The sequence below is a fragment of the Micromonospora sp. B11E3 genome, from assembly GCF_039871625.1.
In the GTDB taxonomy this organism is placed as follows: Bacteria; Actinomycetota; Actinomycetes; order Mycobacteriales; family Micromonosporaceae; genus Micromonospora.
Genome location: NZ_JBDPMC010000007.1, coordinates 1 through 22,087 on the forward strand (window position 1 = coordinate 1; position 22,087 = coordinate 22,087).

The following is a 22,087-nucleotide window of genomic DNA, read 5'->3' on the forward strand; positions in this document are numbered from 1 at the left end:
GAGCCGTGACACTGAACAGGCCGATTCGCTCGCCGCGCTCCCTCATGCCCGTCACCGCGCTGCGCTCGGCGCCGTCATGAGCCGTGACACTGAACAGGCCGATTCGCTCGCCGCGCTCCCTCATGCCCGTCACCGCGCTGCGCTCGGCGCCGTCATGAGCCGTGACACTGAACAGGCCGATTCGCTCGCCGCGCTCCCTCATGCCGTCACCACCTTCGCCCGGCGGACGAGGAACGCCAGCAGCGGGGCGCCCACGAGCGCGGTGACCACCCCGGCGGGCACCTCGCCGGGTGGGGCGACGAGCCGTCCGACGACGTCGGCGCCGAGCAGCAGGGCCGGCCCGAGCAGGGCGGCGACGGCCAGGGTCCAGCGGTGGTCCGCGCCGACCAGGGCGCGGGCCAGGTGCGGCACGGCGAGGCCGACGAACGCGATCGGCCCGGCCGCCGCGACGGCCGCCCCGGTGAGCAGCACCCCGGCCGCACCGCCGCCGAGGCGGACCAGGCCGATCCGGTGGCCGAGGCCCCGGGCCACGTCGTCGCCGAGGGCGAGCGCGTCGAGGCCCCGGGCGACCAGGGCGGCGAGCGCGAGCCCGGCGAGGACGAACGGCAGCACCTGCGCGGCGACGCCGACGTCCCGGCCGGTCAGCCCGCCGACCACCCAGAACCGGTACTCCTCGAAGGTGCGGGCGTCGATGCTGAGCAGCGCGTACACGACGGCGCCGAGACTGGCGTCGAGCGCCGCGCCGACGAGCGCGAGGGTGACCGGCGAGGCCCCCTCGCGGGTCCGGTTGGCCACCACGAACACGACCAGGCCGGCCAGCAGCGCCCCGGCGATGCCGAACCAGACGTACCCGGTGAGGCTGCCGACGCCGAAGACGGCGATGGCCAGGACCACGCCGAACGACGCGCCGGCGCTGACGCCGAGGATGCGCGGCTCGGCCAGCGGGTTGCGGGTCAGCGCCTGGAACAGCACCCCGGCGACGGCGAGCGCGAGGCCGACGGCGAGGCCCAGGGCGGTACGCGGCATCCGCAGCTCCCGGACGATGGTGCTGGCGTCGCCGCCGTCGGGGGCGACCAGCGCGTGCCACACCGCGCCGGGCGCGAGCGGCCGGCTGCCGAGGGCGAGGCTCGCCAGCACGGCGAGCGCCAGCAGGAGCGCGGCCGCTGCGGTGACGCCGGCCCGGCGGCCCAGGCCCCGGGCGGTCCGGTTGCCGGCCCGGATCGGTCGCGCGGCGACGGTGGTCACGAAGCTCCCCTTAACTTAGGTACGCCTTACCTTAGCTCGCGATCCAAGGCCGCCTGAGCAGGGGGCCGTCATCCCGTTCGCTCGATGGCGGGACCAACCGGGCAGACCCACCCATACGCTGACCACATGCGATACGACCAGCACACCGTCGTGCTCCTGGTCCGGCCGCCGGACGCGCCGGAGCTGCCCCCGAACGCCGCCGAGCGGCTGCGGGACGCCCACCTGGCCCACCACGCGGGGCTGGTCGAGCGGGGCCTGGTCCTGGCGGCCGGCCCGTTCGTCGACCCCGACGACGAGCGGATGTCCGGCTTCGTGATGCTCCCCGTCGGCCCCGACGAGGCCCGCGAGCTGTACCGCGACGACCCGGCGGTGCGGGCGGGCCGGCTCGTGGCGCGGGTGGCGAGCTGGCGGGTGCCGGAGGGCAGCGTCCGGTTCGGGGAGGTGCCGATCCCGGTGGCCATGCTGGAGGCCGCCGCCGGGGACGTGTACCGGTGAGGTGGACGATGCTCGTGACGGCCTCGGGCGACCGACCCGGCCCGGGGCGGCGTCACTCCGCGGCCATCACCAGCCCTTCGATGGTGTGCTTCTGCCGGATCGGCACGAGGGCGTCCACCACGGGACAGCGCAGGTGGGCACGGACGAGTTCCGGCAGGCTCTCCCAGTAGCCGCGGGTCACCGCCATGTCGTGATGGTCGGCGTTACCCGCGCCCGGCGCGTCGATCCCGAGCACCAGCACGGGCCGGGGTACGTCGCCGACGTTCGGCGTCCCCCGGTGGATGGTGAGCGCGGAGCGCGCCGAGATGTCGCCCCGCTGCGGATACTTGCGCACCGCGCGGGCCTCGTAGCGGGGGTAACGGTCCCTGGCCGGGAACATCTCGTGGTCGAAGTCGCGGCCGTCGTCCCAGTGGGTGCCGGGGGCGATCTCGAACGGCCCCATCTCCTCCACGGTGTCCACCGTGGTCAGGTTGAACGCCAGCGAGGTGAGCCGGCGCCGCAGCCGGGTCTCCTCCGGCATCGGGAAGTCCCGGTGCCAGGGCTGCAACGCCGCGCCAGGGAACGGGATGTCGAAGCCCAGCTCGACGATCTCGTAGTCGGGGCCCAGCACCGCGCGGCACACCGCGACGCCCCAGGGGTGGGTGACCAGGTCGACGAAGCCGCGTAGCTGCTCGGGGTGGATCTCCACGTACCACCGCTCGGGGCCACGTCCGATCGCGCCGCCCGGCCGGGCGCGGGCCTCCCGGAACGCCGCGTCGACGTCCTCGGCGACCCGCTCGACCCAGTCCACGGAGAAGGCGCCGCGGCGGGCGGTGATGCCGTCGCGGTACAGGTCACCGAGGGCGTCGACGGGGACCTCGTCGTCCGGTGCGGGGCTGGCGGGGTGCGCGGTGGCCGGGGCGGCGTGCGGCGTCATCGGGCCTCCTCGTCCGCGGACGAGACCCGAGTATTACAACGTTGTAGAACCGCCGCAAGACCAGGCGGGCCCCGTTGCCGGCAGCAGTCAGTCCTCGGCGGCCGGACGGCTGTCCGGCACCACCGGCGCCGCCTCGGCGCGCGGCGCCACCGGCACCTCCACCTGGTGGTCCGCCCAGACGTACGTGTCGGGCAGCAGGTCGGCGACGGGCACCGCGCGCAGTGCGTCCATCGGGCCGACGATGACCCGGATCGACGGGAAGTAGTCCAGCAGCACCTGCCGGCACCGGCCGCACGGCGGGAGCACGCCCCGCCCCCGGTCGCCCACCGCGACGATGGTCTCCAGCTCCCCCGCGCCCTGGGTCGCGGCGGCCCCGATGGCGACGATCTCGGCGCACGGGCCGCCGGTGAAGTGGTAGACGTTGACGCCGGTGAAGACCCGGCCGTCGGCCGTGCGGGCCGCGGCGGCGACGGTGTGGTTGTCGCTGCGGCAGCGCAGCTTGGCGACCGCCGTCGCGGCCTGCACCAGCGCCCGGTCCGTGTCCCGCATCGTCATCCCTCGGCCCCCGTGGTCGGTGTCGGCGGACAACTCTAGACCGTGACGAGCCGGGGGTCGGAGACCGCGACGAGCCGGGGGTCGGAGACCGCGACGAGCCGGGGGTCGGAGACCGCGACGAGCCGGGGGTCGGAGACCGCGACGAGCCGGGGGCGGCCCGTGCCGCCGCAGCCCCGGAACGACCCGCCGGCCGGCCACCTCCGCCGCAGCCCCGGTAACCCGGGAGCGGCCCGGCGCGCCGCTGCCTATCCTTGGCGACGACATGCAGAATCCAGCCGCACCCGCCGCACCCGACACCGTCCGCGAGCTGCACCGCCGCCTGCCCGCCCTGATGTTCCGCGACCAGCGCCGGCTCCAGCGCCGCCTCGACGGGGTCCGCCGGCTGCGGGACCCGCAGCGGCGCGAGGCCGCGCTCGCCGAGATCGCCGCCGACGTCGCCCGGGCCGAGCAGCGCCTGGCGGGCCGCCGGGCGGCGGTGCCACGGATCACGTACCCCGTCGGGCTGCCGGTCAGCGAGCGCAAGGACGACATCGCGGACGCGATCCGCGACCACCAGGTGGTGATCGTCGCGGGCGAGACCGGCTCCGGCAAGACCACCCAGCTGCCCAAGATCTGCCTGGAGCTGGGGCGCGGGGTGCACGGGCTGATCGGGCACACCCAGCCCCGTCGGCTGGCCGCCCGCACGGTCGCGGACCGGATCGCCGAGGAGCTCGGCACCGAGCTGGGCGACGTGGTCGGCTACAAGGTCCGCTTCACCGACCAGGTCAGCGACCGCAGCCTGGTCAAGCTGATGACCGACGGCATCCTGCTGGCCGAGCTGCAGACCGACCGGATGCTGCGCCAGTACGACACCCTGATCATCGACGAGGCGCACGAGCGCAGCCTGAACATCGACTTCATCCTGGGCTACCTCAGGCAGCTCCTCCCCCGCCGGCCCGACCTGAAGGTGGTCATCACCTCGGCGACCATCGAGACCGAGCGGTTCGCGAAGCACTTCGCCGATGCCGAGGGCAACCCCGCGCCGGTCGTGGAGGTCTCCGGGCGGACGTACCCGGTGGAGGTGCGGTACCGGCCGCTGGTCGAGGTCGTCGAGGCCGAGAACGACGGGGACGACGGGGACGAGGAGAACGTCCGCGACCAGATCGAGGCGATCGGCGACGCGGTCGAGGAGCTGGCCGCCGAGGGGCCGGGCGACGTCCTGGTCTTCCTCAGCGGCGAGCGGGAGATCCGGGACACCGCCGACGCGCTGGGCAAGCTGGTGGAGCGCAAGCCAGCACTGCGCGGCACCGAGATCCTGCCGCTGTACGCCCGGCTGTCGGCCGCCGAGCAGCACCGGGTGTTCGCCCCGCACGCCGGGCGCCGGGTCGTGCTCGCCACCAACGTCGCGGAGACGTCGCTGACCGTGCCCGGCATCAAGTACGTGGTGGACCCGGGCACCGCCCGGATCTCGCGCTACTCCAGTCGGTTGAAGGTGCAGCGGCTGCCGATCGAGCCGATCTCCCAGGCGTCGGCCAACCAGCGCAAGGGCCGCTGCGGGCGTACCTCGGACGGCATCTGCATCCGGCTGTACGACGAGCAGGACTTCCTGGCCCGCCCCGAGTTCACCGACCCGGAGATCCTGCGCACCAACCTGGCGTCGGTCATCCTCCAGATGACCTCGATCGGGCTGGGTGACGTCGCCGCGTTCCCGTTCATCGACCCGCCGGACCGGCGCAACATCGCCGACGGCGTGAACCTGCTGCACGAGCTGGGCGCGCTCGACCCGGCCGAGACCGACCCGGCGAAGCGGCTCACCCCGCTGGGCCGGCGGCTGGCCCAGCTCCCCGTCGACCCCCGGCTGGCCCGGATGGTCGTCGAGGGCGAGCGCAACGGCTGCGCCACCGAGGTGCTGGTGATCGCCGCCGCCCTGTCCATCCAGGACCCTCGGGAGCGGCCGGCGGAGAAGCAGGCCCAGGCCGACCAGGCGCACGCCCGGTTCACCGACAAGGAGTCCGACTTCGTCGCGCTGCTCAACCTGTGGCGGTACCTGCGCGAGCAGCAGCGGGAGCTGTCGTCCAGCGCCTTCCGCCGGATGTGCCGGGCGGAGTACCTGAACTACCTGCGGGTCCGCGAGTGGCAGGACATCGTCAGCCAGCTGCGCCAGGTGCTGCGTACGCCGGAGCAGGGCGGCGGGCGGCCGGCGCCGGACGGCGGGAACGGCGGGGACGGCGGGCGGCGCCGGGGCGGGGCGGACCTGCCGGAGGAGATCGACACCCCGCGGGTGCACCAGTCGCTGTTGGCCGGGCTGCTCTCCCACATCGGGCTCAAGGACGCGCAGAAGCACGAGTACCTGGGCGCCCGGGGCGCCAAGTTCGGCCTGTTCCCCGGCTCGGCGCTGTTCAGGAAGCCGCCGCGCTGGGTGATGTCCGCCGAGCTCGTGGAGACCTCCCGGCTCTGGGGGCGGGTCAACGGCCGCATCGAGCCCGAATGGGTCGAACCGCTCGCCCAGCACCTGGTCAGACGCAGCTACAGCGAGCCGCACTGGGAGAAGAAGCAGGCGGCGGTGATGGCGTACGAGAAGGTCACCCTGTACGGCGTCCCGATCGTCACGTCGCGGAAGGTCAACTTCGGCCGGATCGACCCGGCGTTGTCCCGGGAGCTGTTCATCCGGCACGCCCTGGTGGAGGGCGACTGGTCCACCCACCACCAGTTCTGGAAGGACAACCGGAAGCTGCTCGCCGACGTCGAGGAGCTGGAGAACCGGGCCCGGCGCCGGGACATCCTGGTCGACGACGAGACGATCTTCCAGTTCTACGACGAGCGGATCCCCGCCGACGTGGTCTCCGGCCGGCACTTCGACGCCTGGTGGAAGAAGACCCGGCGGGAGCGGCCGGACCTGCTCACCTTCAGCCGCGAGCTGCTGGTGCACGCGGGCCGGGGCGGGGTCGACGAGGCCGACTACCCGGACGAGTGGTCCGCCGACGGGGTGACGCTGCCGCTGACGTACACCTTCGACCCGGGCACCCCCACCGACGGGGTGACCGTGGACATCCCGCTGCCGCTGCTCAACCAGGTGCCGGCGGAGAGCTTCGACTGGCAGGTGCCCGGCCTGCGCGAGGAGCTGGTGGTCGCGCTGATCCGGTCGCTGCCCAAGGCGATCCGGCGCAACTTCGTCCCGGTGCCCGACTACGCCCGCGCGGCCCTGGCGGCGATGCCGGCGGGCCAGGAGCCGCTGCTGGACGCGCTGACCCGGCAGCTGCGCCGGATGACCGGGGTGACCGTGCCCCGGGACGCCTGGGACGTCGAGCGGCTGCCGCCGCACCTGCGGGTCACCTTCCGGGTCACCGACGAGGAGAACAAGCCGGTGGCCGAGGGCAAGGACCTGCCGGCGCTGCAACGCCGGCTCCGCCAGGAGGTACGCCAGGTGGTGGCCGCCGCCGCGCCGGACGTGGCCCGCAGCGGCCTGACGGAGTGGAGCATCGGCGCGCTGCCGCGCACCATCGAGCAGGTCCGCGCCGGGTACGCGGTCACGGCGTACCCGGCGCTGGTGGACGAGGGCGACACCGTCGGGGTGAAGGTGTTCGACACCGAGGCCGAGCAGGCCGCCGCGCACTGGGCGGGCACCCGCCGGCTGCTGCGGCTGACCCTGCCGTCGCCGGCGAAGTTCCTGCAGGGGCGGCTGTCCAACGAGGCGAAGCTGGCGCTGAGCCGCAACCCGCACGGGGGCGTGCAGCAGCTCATCTCCGACGCCACCGGGGCGGCGATCGACAGGCTCGTGGCCGACGCCGGCGGCCCGGCCTGGGACGCCGAGGGCTTCGCCGCGCTGCGCGAGGCCGTCCGCGCCGACCTGGTCGACACGGTGGTCGAGGTGATGGGCCGGGTCCGCCAGGTCCTCACCGCCGCGTACGCGGTCGAGCAGCGGCTCGGCCGGACCCAGAACCTGGCGGTCGTGAGCGCCCTGGCCGACATCCGGGCCCAGCTCTCCGGCCTGGTGCACGCCGGGTTCGTCACCGAGACCGGGTACGCCCGCCTGCCCGACCTGCTGCGCTACCTGACGGCGATCGAGCGGCGGCTGGACCGGCTGCCCGGTAACCCGCAGCGGGACCGCCAGCAGCAGGACCGGATCGCGGCCGTCCAGCGGGAGTACGACGACATGCTCGCCGCGCTGCCGCCGAGCCGCCGCCGCTCGGCGGCTGTCCGGCAGATCCGCTGGATGATCGAGGAGCTGCGGGTGAACGTGTTCGCCCAGGCGCTGGGCACCCCGTACCCGGTCTCGGAGCAGCGGATCTACCGGGCGATGGACGACGCCGAGGGATGAACCGCGCCGACCCGCCCCCGCCTGCGCTCGGGCAGCGGGCGGGGGCGGGCCGGCACGGCGGTCGCGGTCAGTGCACCGGGGCGGGCACCGCGCGACCGACCGGGAGGCCCCGGACCGAGTTGGTGAGCGGCGTCCCGGGGCGGTGTTCCGGGTACGCGTGCGCCCACCAGGCCCGGTTCTCCCGGTACCAGTGGAAGACCTCGGTCAGCCCGTCGGCGAACCGGATCTGCGGCTCGAAGCCGAGCTCCTCCTGGATCTTCGTGTAGTCGAGGGAGTACCGCTGGTCCTGTACCTTGCGGTCGGCGACGTGCCGGACCCGGTCCCAGCCGGCCCCGGCCAGCAGCAGGATCTTCTCGGCCAGCGCCCGGTTCGTCAGCTCGACGTCGCCGCCGATGTTGTAGACCTCGCCGGCGCGCCCCTTCGCCAGCACCAGCGAGATCGCCCGGCAGTGGTCGTCGACGTGCAGCCACTCGCGGACCGCGCCGCCGTCGCCGTGCAGGGTGATGTCGCCGCCGGTGAGCAGGCTGGTGACGAAGCGCGGAATGACCTTCTCCACGTGCTGGTACGGGCCGTAGTTGTTGGCGCAGCGGGTGATCGACACGTCGACGTCGTACGTGCGCCAGTAGGAGCGGACCACGCAGTCGCTGGCCGCCTTCGACGCCGCGTACGGGGAGTTGGGCTCCAGCAGGCAGCGCTCGGTCCACGAGCCGTCGGTGATCGACCCGTACACCTCGTCGGTGGAGACGTGCACCACCCGGCCCACGCCCGCCCGGGCGCAGGCGGCCAACAGGTGGTGCGAGCCCATCACGTTCGTCTCGAAGAACGGCGCCGGGTCGTCGATCGACCGGTCCACGTGGGACTCGGCCGCGAAGTGCACGACCGCGTCGTGCCCGGGGACGAGGTCCGCGAGCAGTTCGCGGTCGCAGATGTCGCCGTGCACGAAGGCCAGCCGGGGGTGGCTGGCGGGCAGGTTGTGCCGGTCACTGGCGTAGGTCAGCTTGTCGATCACCGTGACGTCGCAGTCCTCGAACCCGACGTACCGCCCGTTCAGCAGGCACCGGGTGAAGTGCGATCCGATGAAGCCGGCACCGCCGGTAACCAGGATCCTCATGTGGTGGCCTCCCTGCCACGCGAACCCGCGCATCGACTCCTCCACACGACCTCGCCGTGTGGTTCGCCCGCGCACCGGCCGGGTCCGGATCCCCCGAGCGTCCGGCGGTACTGCGAGTAGTGGGGCGTTCTGCCCCTGTGCAAGGCTCCACCATAAGCGACAAGGCGGCACATATGTGGACATTCGGTGCGCTTAAGGTCGATTTACCTCAGTGAGGCTATAACGGGATGCCCCCCTCAACGCGGCTCCACGCCGGGCGGCAGGTCGTCCTGCGCAATCGCGGCGTGGACGTACTCCATGAGGATGCGCCGCAGCTCGCGCCCGGCGTGGGTGGGCACCACGTCGCGGCGGCGGGCCACCGCGATGGTCCGACGCACCCCGGGCGGGGCCAGCCGGGTGACCCGGATGCCGGGGCGGCGGGCCACCACCATGCCCGGCACGAGCGCCGCCCCGAGGCCGGCCTCGACGAAGCCGAGTACGGCGTCCATCTCGCCCCCGTCGACGGACACGGTGGGCTCGAACCCCGCCTCCCGGCACGCCTGGAGGGTGGCGTCGCGCAGGTCGTACCCCTCGCGGAACATCACGAGGGGCCGGCCGCGCAGGTCGGTGATGCGCAGCTCGCCGTTCGGCAGGGTGCCCGGCAACTCGTCGAGGGAGGCCACCACCAGGCTCTCCCGCAGGATCGGATCGGCACGCAGCCCTGGGTCCGCACCCTGGGCGGGCATGATGATCAGTGCCAGGTCGAGGTCGCCCCGGAGCAGGTCGCGGACCAGGTCCTGCGAGCCGCCCTCCTCCACCCGCAGGTCGACGTTCGGGTGGGCGTCGCGGAACCGGCGCAGCACCGGCGGGGCCAAAGAGGTGGCCAGGCTCGGGGTGGCGCCGAGGCGCACCCGGCCGCGCCGCAGGCCGACCAGTTCCTGCACCTCTCGGGTGGCCGTCTCCACGTCCGCGAGGATGCGCTTGGCCAGCGGCAGCAGCACCTCGCCGGCGGCCGTGAGGGCGATCCTGCCCCGCACCCGCTCGAACAGCGGGGTCCCGAGGTCGGTCTCCAGGGCGTGAATTTGCTTACTCAGCGAGGGCTGGGTGATGCCGACGAGGTCAGCGGCCTGGGTGAAATGTCGTAGTTCTGCGACCGCGACGAAGTATCGGAGCTGATGGAGCTGCACCTACATAGCTTAAAGCTATCAAGACTGCGACTTCGATGCATTGGACGACTAATCCAAGTACTCCTAGCGTCGGTCTCGTGGTAGTCACGAAAACTCGGTCGCCCATCCGCTCCAGCGTCGGCCTCAAGGCCGTCATGGCGGTGACGGGCATCCTCCTGGTGCTGTTCCTCGTCGTGCACATGCTCGGCAACCTCAAGGTGTTCACGGGGGAGACCTCGTTCGACCACTACGCGCACTGGCTGCGCGAGCTCGGCAGCCCGCTGCTGCCCCCGACCGGGTACCTGTGGCTGCAGCGCACGGTCCTGCTCGTGGCCGTGCTGGCCCACATCGGCGCGGCGACCGCGCTCGCCCTGCGCGCCCGGGCCGCCCGGCCGGTCCGGTACGCCCACCGCAAGGCCGTGAAGGGCAGCTACGCCGCCCGCACGATGCGCTGGGGTGGGGTGATCATCCTGCTCTTCGTGATCTACCACATCCTGGACCTGACCACCGGTCACCTGAACCCCCAGGGCGACGCCGGCAACCCGTACGGCAACGTGGTCGCCGACTTCGCCCCGGAGCGCTGGTACGTCACGCTCTTCTACACCCTGGCGATCGTGGCGGTGGGCTTCCACCTGCGCCACGGCGCCTTCAGCGCGTTCCGCAGCCTCGGCCAGCAGACCCCGAAGGGTGAGCGCCGGGCGCGCGCCGTCGCGCTGGTCCTCGCCGTCGCGCTCAGCGCCGGCTACCTGGTGGTCCCGTTCGCCGTACTCACCGGATTGGTGGCCTGACCATGGATCTCTACACCGAGGGCGACCCGATCGCCGACACCAAGGCTCCCGACGGCCCGATCGAGACCCGCTGGGACCGCCGCCGCTTCTCGGCCAAGCTGGTCAACCCGGCCAACCGCCGGAAGATGACGGTGATCGTGGTCGGCACCGGCCTGGCCGGCGGCTCGGCCGCGGCCACGCTGGGCGAGCAGGGATACCAGGTCAAGTCGTACTGCTACCAGGACAGTCCGCGCCGGGCGCACTCGATCGCGGCGCAGGGCGGCATCAACGCCGCGAAGAACTACCGCAACGACGGCGACTCGGTGCACCGGCTGTTCTACGACACCGTCAAGGGCGGCGACTTCCGCTCCCGGGAGTCGAACGTGCACCGGCTGGCCGAGGTGTCGGTCAACATCATCGACCAGTGCGTGGCGCAGGGCGTGCCGTTCGCCCGCGAGTACGGCGGCCTGCTCGACACCCGCTCGTTCGGCGGCGCGCAGGTGCAGCGCACCTTCTACGCCCGGGGCCAGACGGGTCAGCAGCTGCTGCTCGGGGCGTACCAGGCCCTCGAACGGCAGATCGGCCTGGGCAACGTGGAGATGAACGCCCGGCACGAGATGCTCGAGCTGATCGTCGTCGACGGCCGGGCCCGCGGCATCGTGGTCCGTGACCTGGTCACCGGCGAGATCACATGCGAGTTCGCGGACGCCGTCGTGCTCGCCTCCGGCGGCTACGGCAACGTCTTCTACCTCTCCACCAACGCCAAGGGCTGCAACGTCACCGCCACCTGGCGGGCGCACCGCAAGGGCGCGTACTTCGCCAACCCCTGCTACACCCAGATCCACCCGACCTGCATCCCGGTCTCCGGCGACCACCAGTCGAAGCTGACCCTGATGAGCGAGTCGCTGCGCAACGACGGCCGGGTGTGGGTGCCGAAGGCCGAGGGCGACGACCGCAACCCGAAGGACATCCCCGAGGACGAGCGGGACTACTACCTGGAGCGGATCTACCCCTCCTTCGGCAACCTGGTGCCCCGGGACATCGCCTCCCGGGCCGCCAAGGCCGTCTGCGACCAGGGCCGCGGCGTCGGCCCGAGCGGGCTGGGCGTCTACCTGGACTTCGCCGACGCCATCGGGCGCCTGGGTCGCAGCGCCGTCGAGGCGAAGTACGGCAACCTCTTCGAGATGTACGAGCGGATCACCGGCGAGGACCCGTACGAGGTCCCGATGCGGATCTACCCCGCCGTGCACTACACGATGGGTGGCCTGTGGGTCGACTACGACCTCCAGTCGACCGTCCCGGGCCTGTTCGTGATCGGCGAGGCCAACTTCTCCGACCACGGCGCGAACCGCCTCGGCGCCTCCGCGCTGATGCAGGGCCTCGCGGACGGCTACTTCGTGCTGCCCAACACGATCGCCAACTACCTGGCCGGCGGCCCGTTCGAGAAGGTCGACGCCAGCCACCCGGCGGCGGTCGAAGCACGCGCGGACGTCGAGGACCGGATCCGGCGGCTGCTGGCGGTCGACGGCGACCGGACGGTCGACTCGTTCCACCGCGAGCTGGGCCAGATCATGTGGGAACACTGCGGCATGGAGCGCACCGACGCCGGGCTGCGCAAGGCGATCGACGAGATCCGGGCGCTGCGCGAGCAGTTCTGGACGCGGGTGCGGGTGCTCGGCGACGGCGAGGGGCTCAACCAGTCGCTGGAGAAGGCCGGCCGGGTGGCCGACTTCTTCGAGCTGGCCGAGCTCATGTGCATCGACGCCCTGCACCGCGAGGAGTCCTGCGGCGGCCACTTCCGCGCCGAGCACCAGACCTCCGACGGTGAGGCGCAGCGCGACGACGACCGGTTCTCGTACGTCGCCGCCTGGGAGTTCACCGCGACCGGCCAGCCGTCGGTGCTGCACAAGGAAGACCTGAAGTTCGAATACGTCCACCCCACGCAGCGGAGCTACAAGTGAATCTGACCCTGCGCATCTGGCGCCAGAAAGGCCCTGAGGACAAGGGTCGGATGGTGACCTACCAGGTCGACGACGTCTCCCCCGACATGTCGTTCCTGGAGATGCTCGACGTGCTCAACGAGCGGCTCATCCTCGCCGGCGAGGAGCCGGTCGCGTTCGACCACGACTGCCGCGAGGGCATCTGCGGCATGTGCGGCATGATGATCAACGGCGAGGCGCACGGGCCGCAGCGCGGCACCACGGCCTGCCAACTGCACATGCGACAGTTCTCCGACGGCGACACGATCGACATCGAGCCGTGGCGGGCCCGGGCCTTCCCGGTCATCAAGGACCTGGTGGTCAACCGCGGCGCGTTCGACAGGATCATCGCCGCGGGCGGGTACATCACCGCGCCGACCGGCAGCGCGCCCGAGGCGCACTCGGTGCCGGTCGCCAAGGCCAACGCGGACGCCGCCTTCGAGTCGGCGGCCTGCATCGGCTGCGGCGCGTGCGTGGCGGCCTGCCCGAACGGCTCCGGCATGCTGTTCACCGCCGCCAAGGTCACCCAGCTCTCGCTGCTGCCGCAGGGCCAGCCCGAGCGCTACACCCGGGTGATCGGCATGCTGGACGCGCACGACGAGGCCGGCTTCGGCGGCTGCACCAACGCCGGTGAGTGCACCGCGGTCTGCCCGAAGGGCATCCCGCTGAACACCATCGGCCGGCTCAACCGCGACTACCTCAAGGCGACCGCCGTCCGCGGGGACACCCCGGGCAGCTGACCCGGCCGCCGGCCCGAGGCCCGCGAACACACCGACCGCCGTGCCCGCGACAGGGGCACGGCGGTCGGCCGTCTGCGGACCTGGGCGGCCCCGACCCCGGCGCGGCCAGCGCCTCGGCAGGTCCGACTCACCGCCGAGCACGGCACGGTCCACGCGGGCCCTGTGGAGCTGCCCCGTCGACGCGCCCGCGGCCCGGCCGACCCCGACCCGCCCCGGGTGACCCGGCGGGTGAGCGGGGCGAGGCTGACACCCACCGCCCCACGCGCGACACCCGCGAACGTCTGCCCCGCCCGCGCGGGCAGCTCCACAGGCCCCGCCCAACAGTGCCGGCCCCTCCCGACCAGCCGCGATCCGCGCACCTCGGGGCGGGCCCGCGACCGGGCGACCGCATGGGCCCCGTGTCATGCTCGCTCCATGAGGTCGGGGGCACACGCAGCGCAGTCTCTTCCCCTAGGGTGGCGGGAACAGTGATCCGTATCCATCGACGGGAGAGACGATTGACCATCCGGGTGAACCGCAGGACCGCGCTGGGATTCGGAACGGTGGCCACGGCCGGGGCGGTGTTGGGCACCGCCGGGCCGGCGTCCGCCGCCGCCGTCGCCACCACGCCCCGCCAGGCCGCCGACCAGGTGGCCGCCGCGTACGCCGAGGAGACAGCGCTCGCGGGGGGCAGCTGGCGGGCGTACGTCAGCGTCGCCGACCCGGGCGGCGCGCCGCAGGTGGCCGTCGCCGACGAGTCGAACGTCCTGCTCCAGGCGTACAGCGTCAACAAGGTCGCGGTGGCCACGGCGGTGCTCGACAAGGTGGACCGGGGGCTGCTGACGCTCAGCCAACGGGTCGACGTCACAGCCTCGATCGTGGTCCCGGGCGGGGACGGCATCTTCAGCCTCGACGGCGCGTACCCGAGCAGCGTCACCCTCGGGCACGCGCTGGCCGCCCTGCTCACCGTCTCCGACGACACCGCCGTGCGGCTCTGCGGCCTGGTCTGCCCGGCCGCCGAGCTCAATCAGATCCTCGTGGCGAAGGGCTTCCCGAACACGCAGGTGGAGCCGGTGGCCAACCCGAACCGCTTCTACCTCGGCACCAGCACCCCGCGGGAGACCCACGACCTGCTCCGCGCGCTGGTGGGGGGCACGCTGCTCTCGCCCGCCTCGACGTCGTTCCTGCTCAACCTGCTGCGCTCCCCCATCGCGTTCACCGACGGCATCCGGCGCGAGATGTCCTCCGCCGAGCGCGCCCGGATCGGCACCAAGGCGGGCTGGTTCGGCAGCGCCCGGCAGGAGGCGGGGGTGATCTTCGACGCGTCCGGCGCGCCGGTGCTCACGTACGCGCTGTTCGCCGACGGCCAGGCCCGCCCGGACGACTTCGGCGCGACCCATCCCGCGGTGCAGGCCCGGGCCCGGATGGGCCGCCGCTTCCTGACCGCGGTCGATGGGCTCGCCGGCACGGGGCGCACCTATCGCGCGCCGGCGCACCGCCCCAGCAACGGCGGCTGACCCGGGCCCGCGTCGCCCGCGCCCCGGGCGGGCCGGCCCCGCGCCGGCCCGCCCGGGGACGACCCGGCGGGTGCGCCGGTGGCCTACCGTGTACTGGCGGGGGCGACCGGTTGAAGGGGGAGCGCGACGATGGCGGAACCAGCGGGACAGGGCGGACGACGGGCACTCGCGCGGCGGCTGCCCGGGGCGGCCGGACTGGCCGCGGTCGCCGGCCTGGCCTGGGTGGGGCGGGACGTGCCGGCGGCGCTGGGCGGCCGGCTCACCGGGGCCCGCGCCGAGCGGGCGGCCCGTTCGCCCCAGTTCCGCGACGGCACCTTCCACAACCGGCCGGGCTCCCGGTCGATGCCCGGCGCGGTGGACCGCAACCTCGTCCGCGAGCTGATCTTCGGCAAGCAGAAGCGCCGGCCGAGCGCGGAGGTGCCGCTGCTGCGCCCGGCCGACGCGCCCGCCGCGGCCGACGGGCGCGAGCTGAACGTCGTCTGGTACGGCCACGCCTCCACCCTGGTCGAGATCGAGGGGCGGCGGGTGCTGCTCGACCCGGTGTGGAGCGACCGGTGCTCCCCGTCGGCGCTGGTCGGGCCGCGCCGGCTGCACGAGCCGCCGGTGGGCCTGCACGAACTGCCGGCCGTGGACGCGATCCTGATCTCCCACGACCACTACGACCACCTCGACATGGCCACCGTGCGGGAGCTGACGGCCCGGCAGGCCGCGCCGTTCCTGGTGCCGCTCGGCGTCGGGGCGCACCTGGACCGGTGGGGCGTGCCGGAGCACCGGATCGTCGAGCTGGACTGGTCGGAGAGCCACCGGGTCGGCGAGCTGACGATCACCGCCACCGCCGCCCAGCACTTCTCCGGTCGGGGTCTGCGCCGCGACGGCACGCTGTGGAGCTCCTGGGTGGTGGCGGGCGCGCACCGGCGGGTCTTCTACACCGGCGACTCCGGCTACTTCGACGGGTACGCCGAGATCGGCGCCGAGCACGGCCCGTTCGACGTGACGCTGATGCAGATCGGCGCGTACGACCGGGCGTGGCCGAGCATCCACATGTTCCCGGAGGAGGCCGTCGCCGCCCACCTCGACCTGCGCGGCGGGTTGTTCGTCCCGGTGCACTGGGCGACGTTCAACCTGGCCCTGCACGACTGGTCGGAGCCGGTGGACCGGCTGTGGGCCGAGGCGAAGGCCCGCGACGTCCGGCTCGCCGTCCCCCGCCCCGGCGAGCGGGTGGTGGTGGACGACCCGCCCCCGGTCGACGGCTGGTGGCAGGCCGTGGCCTGAGCGGCGCCCGCCCGCCAGCCCGCGAACGCGCGCGCCTTCAGAGCACGAACGCGTCCGTCCAGAGCGCGCCGGAGCGGCCGGAGAGCGCGTCCAGCATCGCCACCGCCTGCCCGTCGGTGAGCTGGGCGACGAAGTCGACGATGGCGCGTCCCCGCGCCCGGCCGATCCGCTCCGGCGTACGCGGGTGCAGCTCCGCCTCGGCCAGCTCCACCAGGTCGTGCAGCCGACGCGGCAGCCGGGACTCCTCCTCCGGGTCGAGCAGCCACTCCCACAGCGCCTCGACCAGCGTGCCCAGCAGCCGGGCCTGGCCGCGCTGGTGCAGGGCGAGGTCCGGCCGGGCCAGCACGAACCGGTGGTGGACGAACTTGAGCACCTGCACCTCGTGCCACTGCGCCGGGGCGAGCAGCACGTGCCCGGAGCGCATCGACGGCGCGTCGGTCACGGTGATCGCGTCCACGAGCCGGGTGGTCCACCGGGCGGAGAACCGGGCCACGTACTGCTCGGCCTCGATCGAGCCGTCGAACGGCAGCGCCAGCAGCCCCTCGACCAACTCCTCCCGGACGTGCTCGACGGCCGCGGCGAACGCCTCGTCGTCGGCGATCCAGCTGTCCTTGCGGTGCAACTGCCGGCGCAGCCGTTCGATGGCCGCCCCCGGGCGGCGGGCCGCCCCGGCCAGGGCCGGCTCGGTGACCGCGCGGAAGTGCCCGTTCTCCCGCTGCCAGGCCATCAGCTCGGCGGCCACCGCGCCCTGCTGGAGCACCCCGACCCGGTAGAAGTCCTCCACGTCGTGGATGGCGTACGCGATGTCGTCGGCGGTGTCCATCACCGACGCCTCGACGGTCTGCTGCCAGTCGGCGATCCGGCCGGCGAACGGCTCCCGGGCCTGCCGCAGGTCGTCCAGCTCCGTGCGGTACGCGCCGAACTTCGCCGAGCCGCTGTCGGGGTCGTCCGGCGGTGCGGCCGCGCCGCGCGGCGGCGGGTCGAGGTGCCGCGGATGGGGATCGGGGTGGTCCAGCCGCGTCCACGGGTACTTCAGCATCGCCGCCCGGACCGCCGCGGTCAGGTCGAGCCCGGTGGTGGCCGCGCCCCGGATCTCGGTGCTGGTGACGATCCGGTACGACTGCGCGTTGCCCTCGAAGCCGTCGGCCAGGCCGAGACGTTGCCGGGCCAGCCGGTCGAGCACCCGCTCCCCCAGGTGCCCGAACGGCGGGTGCCCGAGGTCGTGGGCGAGCGCGGCGGCCTCCACCACGTCCGGGTCGCAGCCGCCGAGCTTGTCCAGCAGGTCCCGCCGGCGCCCGTCGGCGGTGAGCCGCTCGGCGATCGCCCGGGCCACCTGGGCGACCTTCAGGCTGTGGGTGAGCCGGTTGTGCACCAGCAGACCGGAGCCGCCGGGACTGACCACCTGGGTGACCCCGCCCAGCCGGGCGAAGAAGGGCGAGGCGATGATGCGGTCCCGGTCGGCGCGGAAGGGGCTGCCGGCGAGGTCACCGAGGGCGCGGGCGCTGCCGCCGAACAGCCGCCGCGCCCGCGGGTCAGCGGGAAGATCCATGATCGCCACGCTAGCAGCGGACGGCGGGTGCGCCGCCAGCTCGTCGGGAGCGACCGGCACAATGCAGGACGGAACCCACCCGAGAAGGCGGATCAGATGACCCAGTCTGTGCACCAGCGGATCGCCGACGAGCTCGGCGTCGCCGAACGTCAGGTCCGGGCGGCCGTGGAGCTGCTCGACGGCGGCGCCACCGTGCCGTTCATCGCCCGCTACCGTAAGGAGGCCACCGGCCTGCTCGACGACGCCCAGCTGCGCACGCTGGAGGAGCGCCTGCGCTACCTGCGCGAGCTGGACGAGCGCCGCGCCGCGGTGCTGGAGTCCATCCGCAGCCAGGGCAAGCTCGACGAGGCGCTGGAAGCGCAGATCATGGCGGCCGACTCGAAGTCGCGGCTGGAGGACATCTACCTGCCGTACAAGCCGAAGCGGCGCACCCGGGCGCAGATCGCCCGCGAGGCCGGGCTGGAGCCCCTCGCGGACGCCCTGCTGGCCGACCCGACGCAGGACCCGAAGGCGACCGCCGCCGGGTACGTCGACGCGGACAAGGGCGTGGCCGACGCCGCCGCCGCGCTGGACGGCGCGCGGGCCATCCTCATCGAGCGCTTCGCCGAGGACGCCGACCTGATCGGCACGCTGCGCGAGCAGATGTGGTCGCGGGGCCGGCTGGTGTCCCGGGTACGCGAGGGCCAGGAGTCGGCCGGGGCCAAGTTCGCCGACTACTTCGACTTCGCCGAGCCGTACCCGAAGCTCCCCTCGCACCGCATCCTGGCGATGTTCCGGGGCGAGAAGGAGGGCGCGCTCGACCTGACGATGGACCCGGAGCCGGAGGGCGACTCCGACGCCGTGGCCAGCGGCCCGAGCCGGTACGAGGCGGCGATCGCCGCCCGGTTCGGCGTCGCCGACCAGGGGCGCCCGGCAGACAGGTGGCTGGCCGACACGGTGCGCTGGGCCTGGCGTACGCGGATCCTCATCCACCTCGGCGCGGACCTGCGCATGCGGCTGTGGCAGGCCGCCGAGGAGGAGGCGGTGCGGGTGTTCGCCACCAACCTGCGCGACCTGCTGCTCGCCGCCCCGGCCGGCACGCGGGCGACGATGGGGCTGGACCCGGGCCTGCGGACCGGGGTCAAGGTGGCGGTGGTCGACGCGACGGGCAAGGTGGTGGCCACCGACACGATCTACCCGCACGAGCCGCGCCGGCAGTGGGACGCCTCGATCGACACCCTGGCGAGGCTGGCGGCGGCGCACCGGGTGGAGCTGGTCGCCATCGGCAACGGCACCGCCAGCCGGGAGACGGACAAGCTGGCCGGCGACCTGATCAAGCGGCACCCGGAGCTGAAACTGACCAAGGTGGTGGTGTCCGAGGCCGGCGCGTCGGTCTACTCCGCCTCCGCGTACGCCTCGCAGGAGCTGCCGGGCCTGGACGTGTCGCTGCGCGGCGCGGTCTCCATCGCCCGCCGCCTCCAGGACCCGCTCGCCGAACTGGTGAAGATCGACCCGCGCTCGATCGGCGTGGGGCAGTACCAGCACGACCTGTCCGAGGTGAAGCTCTCCCGTTCGCTGGACGCAGTGGTCGAGGACTGCGTGAACGCCGTCGGGGTGGACGTCAACACCGCGTCCGCGCCGTTGCTGACCCGGGTGTCGGGCATCGGCGCGGGGCTGGCGGAGAACATCGTGCTGCACCGGGACGCCAACGGCCCGTTCCGCACCCGGGCCGACCTGAGGAAGGTGCCCCGGCTCGGCCCGAAGGCGTTCGAGCAGTGCGCCGGCTTCCTGCGCATCCCCGGCGGCGACGACCCGCTGGACTCCTCCAGCGTGCACCCCGAGGCGTACCCGGTGGTGCGGCGGATCCTGGCCCACACCGGACGGGACGTACGCGCGCTGATCGGGCAGAGCGGCATCCTGCGCGGGCTGCGGGCCACCGACTTCGTCGACGACACGTTCGGCCTGCCCACCGTGACCGACATCCTCGCCGAGCTGGAGAAGCCGGGCCGCGACCCGCGCCCGGAGTTCCGGACGGCGACGTTCGTCGAGGGCGTGGAGACGATCGGCGACCTGACCCCGGGCATGATCCTGGAGGGCGTGGTCACCAACGTGGCGGCGTTCGGGGCGTTCGTCGACGTCGGCGTGCACCAGGACGGCCTGGTCCACGTCTCGGCGATGTCGCGGACGTTCGTCAAGGACCCGCGCGACGTGGTGAAGTCCGGCGACGTGGTCCGGGTCAAGGTCCTCGACGTCGACGTGCCGCGCAAGCGGATCTCGCTGACGCTGCGGCTGGAGGACGACGCCGAGCCCGGCGCCGGGCGGGGCGGCGACGGCGGCCGGCGCGAGCGCGGCGGTCCCCGCGGCGAGCAGTCCGCCGAGCGGGGCGGCGGCCGGGGCGGCCAGGGGCGCGGCGGCTCGCGGGGCGGCCCGCAGCGGCAGGGCCGGGCCGGCGGCACCCCGCCGCCGGCCAACGGGGCGATGGCGGACGCGCTGCGCCGCGCCGGTCTCGCCTGACGGCGGCGCGGCGTCCTCCGGCAGCGACCGCGCTCGGCTCCCGGGCGCGGTCGCTGCCGGCCGCGCTCCAGGGGCGAGGCCGCCGCCGGTGGTGCTGCGGCGGCTCCTGGGGCGAGGGCCTTCCGGCAGCGCCTCCGGCGGCCCCTGGGGCGAGGGCCTTCCGGCGGTGGCTCCAGCGGCCCCTCGGCGAGGCCGCCGCCGGCGGTGGCTCCGGCGGCCCCTCTGGAGCTGCCCCGTCCACGCGCCCGCCTGCGGCTGGTCAGGCGTGCGACGGCGGCTGCCCCGCCCGTGGGGGCAGCTCCAGAGGGACCGAGGACGGTCGGGATCCGATCCGCTGCCCGGGGCGGCCTCCGGTGCCGACGGCCGGGGCGGCCTCCGATGCCGACGGCCGGGGCGGGCGTACCGTCGCCGTCATGGGTTCCGACGACGGCCTCGCGTGGCGGCAGCGGCAGCGGCGGGCGGTGCGGGCGCACGCCGAGGCCGACGAGCGGCGGCGGGCGGCCGAGCGCGCCGAGGCCGCACGGATCGTGGCCTGGTTCGTGGCCGAGGCGACCCGGCGGGGGCTGCCGCCCACCCGGCTCACCGCCGTGCCGTACGCGGGCCGTGGTCGCTACCGGACCAGGCTGACGGGCTGGTACGTCGACCGGGCCCACACCCGTGCGGTGGACACGGCCGGCCGGTGGTACCTGCTGACCGTGCCGGCCAGCCTGCGCGCCCGCGTCCTCGGGGCCGACCCGCCGCCCGGCCCCGCGCCCCTGATCGTCGGCGAGGGCGGGCGCGACGGCGAGTCGATGCCGCTGCGCGACATGCTCACCCGCCGACTGGAGGCCGGCGACGACGCGGGTTGAGCCCGGCCCGACGGCCGGACGGGTTCAGCGCCCGGCGACCCCGGTCCGGGCCGCCCGGCGCCTGACCCGCCGGGCCACGTGCCACCACCAGAGCTGCTGCACGGCGAGGGTCACCAGCCCGGCGAGCACGATCGCGCACAGGTTGATCACCAACTGGATCGCCGAGCCGCCCGCCTCGTGCCACACGCCGTACGCGGCGGCGACGGCGACGTTCGCGGCGGCCGGCACGGTGGTGACCGAGATCAGGACCCCGACCAGGGCGCCGGACTTCTTGGAGGTCAACGAGAGCATCCCGGCGACGCCGGCCAGCAGGCCGACCACCCAGGACAGCGCGTCGGGGCGCCAGATGAAGTCGGTCAGCGGCCGCTCGGCCAGCAGCATGCCCCGGTGGACCAGGCCGGCGGCGGTGAGCGCCCAGGTGCTGAGGACCGTGGCGAACATGGCGGCCAGGAAGCCCACCACGAGGGCCTGCACCGAGCGGACGACGGTCGCCGGCCTGCGGCGCAGCAGCGCCACGCAGAGCGCGGCGAGCGGGCCGAACTCGGGGCCGACCACCATCGCGCCGACGATCAGGATCGGTTGGTCGAGCAGCACCCCGATGCCGGCGATCATGGTGGCCACCACGATCAGCACCAGGTAGGTCGCCGACAGTTCCGTCTGCTCGCCGGTCTTCGCCGCGACCTCGTCCCAGACCACGGCGTCCGCGCCGCTGCCCGGCGCCTCCTCGGCGGCGTGCTCCGCGGCGGTGGAGAGGGTGAGCTCCACGTCGTCGGCGGCGATCGCGCCGCGCGCCTCCACGCCGATCTCCTGCAGGCCCCGCAGCACGTTGTCGGCCCGCTCGCGGACCACGTCGCAGAGGATCAGGTCGCCCCGGGGCTGCCGGGCCACGCCCGGGAGCACCGCCAGGTGGGTGACCCCGGGGTCGGCGCCCAGCAGGTCGGCCACCGCCGCGGTCTGGTCGGGCGGGGCGATCACCCTCAGGTGCAGCAACGGCCCGCTCCCCTCGCGCGTCGTCGGTGTGGGCGACCGACGGATCGACACGGGCGAACGGTGCCCCCGAGCTCGCCCGACCGGCAGCACTGTAACGCCCGGAGGCGACGCCCACGGTCCCCGGTGGTGCTCCCCCGCACCGTGCGACACCCGCGCCACCACGGGGCACATCGGCCCCACGCCGGACAC

Annotated in this window: 17 protein-coding genes; 9 read left to right on the plus strand and 8 right to left on the minus strand. The window is 74.0% G+C overall.

The window, feature by feature from the left end; genetic code table 11:
- Both ABGB16_RS05750 and ABGB16_RS05755 read right to left on the minus strand, forming a co-directional pair.
- The coding region (locus ABGB16_RS05750; protein ID WP_347666897.1) for a hypothetical protein at positions 1–202 on the minus strand (202 nt) is incomplete at its 3' end.
- A complete protein-coding gene (locus ABGB16_RS05755) occupies positions 199–1,245 on the minus strand; it encodes an iron ABC transporter permease (RefSeq protein ID WP_347666898.1) in 1,047 nt (348 codons plus the stop codon). The genes ABGB16_RS05755 and ABGB16_RS05750, both read right to left, overlap by 4 nt.
- Before the next feature lie 126 nt (positions 1,246–1,371).
- Between ABGB16_RS05755 and ABGB16_RS05760 the strand changes: the two genes are divergently transcribed.
- Positions 1,372–1,740: a YciI family protein gene (locus ABGB16_RS05760; protein ID WP_347666899.1), complete on the plus strand. Its 369-nt coding sequence runs from the start codon at positions 1,372–1,374 to the stop codon at positions 1,738–1,740.
- A 52-nt stretch (positions 1,741–1,792) separates the two neighbouring features.
- Here ABGB16_RS05760 and ABGB16_RS05765 read toward each other — a convergent pair whose 3' ends face one another.
- Both ABGB16_RS05765 and ABGB16_RS05770 read right to left on the minus strand, forming a co-directional pair.
- Positions 1,793–2,656, minus strand: a complete 864-nt coding sequence (locus ABGB16_RS05765) for a phytanoyl-CoA dioxygenase family protein (protein ID WP_347666900.1) — start codon at positions 2,654–2,656, stop codon at positions 1,793–1,795.
- 87 nt (positions 2,657–2,743) lie between these two features.
- A complete protein-coding gene (locus ABGB16_RS05770) occupies positions 2,744–3,205 on the minus strand; it encodes a cytidine deaminase (RefSeq protein ID WP_347666901.1) in 462 nt (153 codons plus the stop codon).
- A gap of 268 nt (positions 3,206–3,473) precedes the next feature.
- Here ABGB16_RS05770 and hrpA point away from each other — a divergent pair, with 268 nt between their 5' ends.
- Positions 3,474–7,508, plus strand: a complete 4,035-nt coding sequence (hrpA, locus tag ABGB16_RS05775; RefSeq protein ID WP_347666902.1) for an ATP-dependent RNA helicase HrpA — start codon at positions 3,474–3,476, stop codon at positions 7,506–7,508.
- A 67-nt stretch (positions 7,509–7,575) separates the two neighbouring features.
- Here hrpA and rfbB read toward each other — a convergent pair whose 3' ends face one another.
- Positions 7,576–8,619, minus strand: coding sequence for a dTDP-glucose 4,6-dehydratase (rfbB, locus tag ABGB16_RS05780; protein WP_347666903.1), 1,044 nt, complete (start codon positions 8,617–8,619; stop codon positions 7,576–7,578).
- Between the two features lie 236 nt (positions 8,620–8,855).
- A complete protein-coding gene (locus ABGB16_RS05785; RefSeq protein WP_347666904.1) occupies positions 8,856–9,785 on the minus strand; it encodes a LysR family transcriptional regulator in 930 nt (309 codons plus the stop codon).
- Between the two features lie 35 nt (positions 9,786–9,820).
- Here ABGB16_RS05785 and ABGB16_RS05790 point away from each other — a divergent pair, with 35 nt between their 5' ends.
- The 5 genes from ABGB16_RS05790 to ABGB16_RS05810 all read left to right on the plus strand — a co-directional run bounded on the left by ABGB16_RS05790 (position 9,821) and on the right by ABGB16_RS05810 (position 16,018).
- Positions 9,821–10,552, plus strand: a complete 732-nt coding sequence (locus ABGB16_RS05790) for a succinate dehydrogenase cytochrome b subunit (protein WP_347666905.1) — start codon at positions 9,821–9,823, stop codon at positions 10,550–10,552.
- A 2-nt stretch (positions 10,553–10,554) separates the two neighbouring features.
- Positions 10,555–12,492 carry a fumarate reductase/succinate dehydrogenase flavoprotein subunit gene (locus tag ABGB16_RS05795; protein ID WP_347666906.1) on the plus strand — a complete coding sequence of 646 codons (1,938 nt, stop codon included), beginning with the start codon at positions 10,555–10,557 and terminating at the stop codon, positions 12,490–12,492.
- Positions 12,489–13,250: a succinate dehydrogenase/fumarate reductase iron-sulfur subunit gene (locus ABGB16_RS05800; protein WP_347666907.1), complete on the plus strand. Its 762-nt coding sequence runs from the start codon at positions 12,489–12,491 to the stop codon at positions 13,248–13,250. The genes ABGB16_RS05795 and ABGB16_RS05800 overlap by 4 nt, the downstream gene beginning before the upstream one ends.
- 509 nt (positions 13,251–13,759) lie before the next feature.
- The gene (locus ABGB16_RS05805) at positions 13,760–14,746 is read left to right on the plus strand and encodes a serine hydrolase (protein WP_347666908.1); all 987 of its coding nucleotides are present in this window, start codon (positions 13,760–13,762) and stop codon (positions 14,744–14,746) included.
- A gap of 129 nt (positions 14,747–14,875) precedes the next feature.
- The gene (locus ABGB16_RS05810) at positions 14,876–16,018 is read left to right on the plus strand and encodes an MBL fold metallo-hydrolase (RefSeq protein WP_347666909.1); all 1,143 of its coding nucleotides are present in this window, start codon (positions 14,876–14,878) and stop codon (positions 16,016–16,018) included.
- 37 nt (positions 16,019–16,055) lie between these two features.
- Here the strand turns inward: ABGB16_RS05810 and dgt are convergent, their stop codons facing one another.
- On the minus strand, positions 16,056–17,567 hold the full coding sequence (gene dgt, locus ABGB16_RS05815; protein ID WP_347666910.1) for a dGTP triphosphohydrolase: 1,512 nt from the start codon (positions 17,565–17,567) through the stop codon (positions 16,056–16,058).
- Between the two features lie 96 nt (positions 17,568–17,663).
- On the opposite strand from dgt, the gene ABGB16_RS05820 reads away from it, so the two are divergent.
- Both ABGB16_RS05820 and ABGB16_RS05825 read left to right on the plus strand, forming a co-directional pair.
- On the plus strand, positions 17,664–20,060 hold the full coding sequence (locus tag ABGB16_RS05820) for a Tex family protein (RefSeq protein WP_347666911.1): 2,397 nt from the start codon (positions 17,664–17,666) through the stop codon (positions 20,058–20,060).
- Positions 20,061–20,473: 413 nt separating this feature from the next.
- Positions 20,474–20,908 carry a hypothetical protein gene (locus tag ABGB16_RS05825; protein ID WP_347666912.1) on the plus strand — a complete coding sequence of 145 codons (435 nt, stop codon included), beginning with the start codon at positions 20,474–20,476 and terminating at the stop codon, positions 20,906–20,908.
- A gap of 24 nt (positions 20,909–20,932) precedes the next feature.
- On the opposite strand, the gene ABGB16_RS05830 is transcribed toward ABGB16_RS05825, so the two are convergent.
- Positions 20,933–21,898 (minus strand): DUF389 domain-containing protein, encoded by a 966-nt coding sequence (locus tag ABGB16_RS05830; RefSeq protein ID WP_347666913.1) that lies wholly within the window; start codon positions 21,896–21,898, stop codon positions 20,933–20,935.
- Positions 21,899–22,087 lie beyond the last annotated feature (189 nt).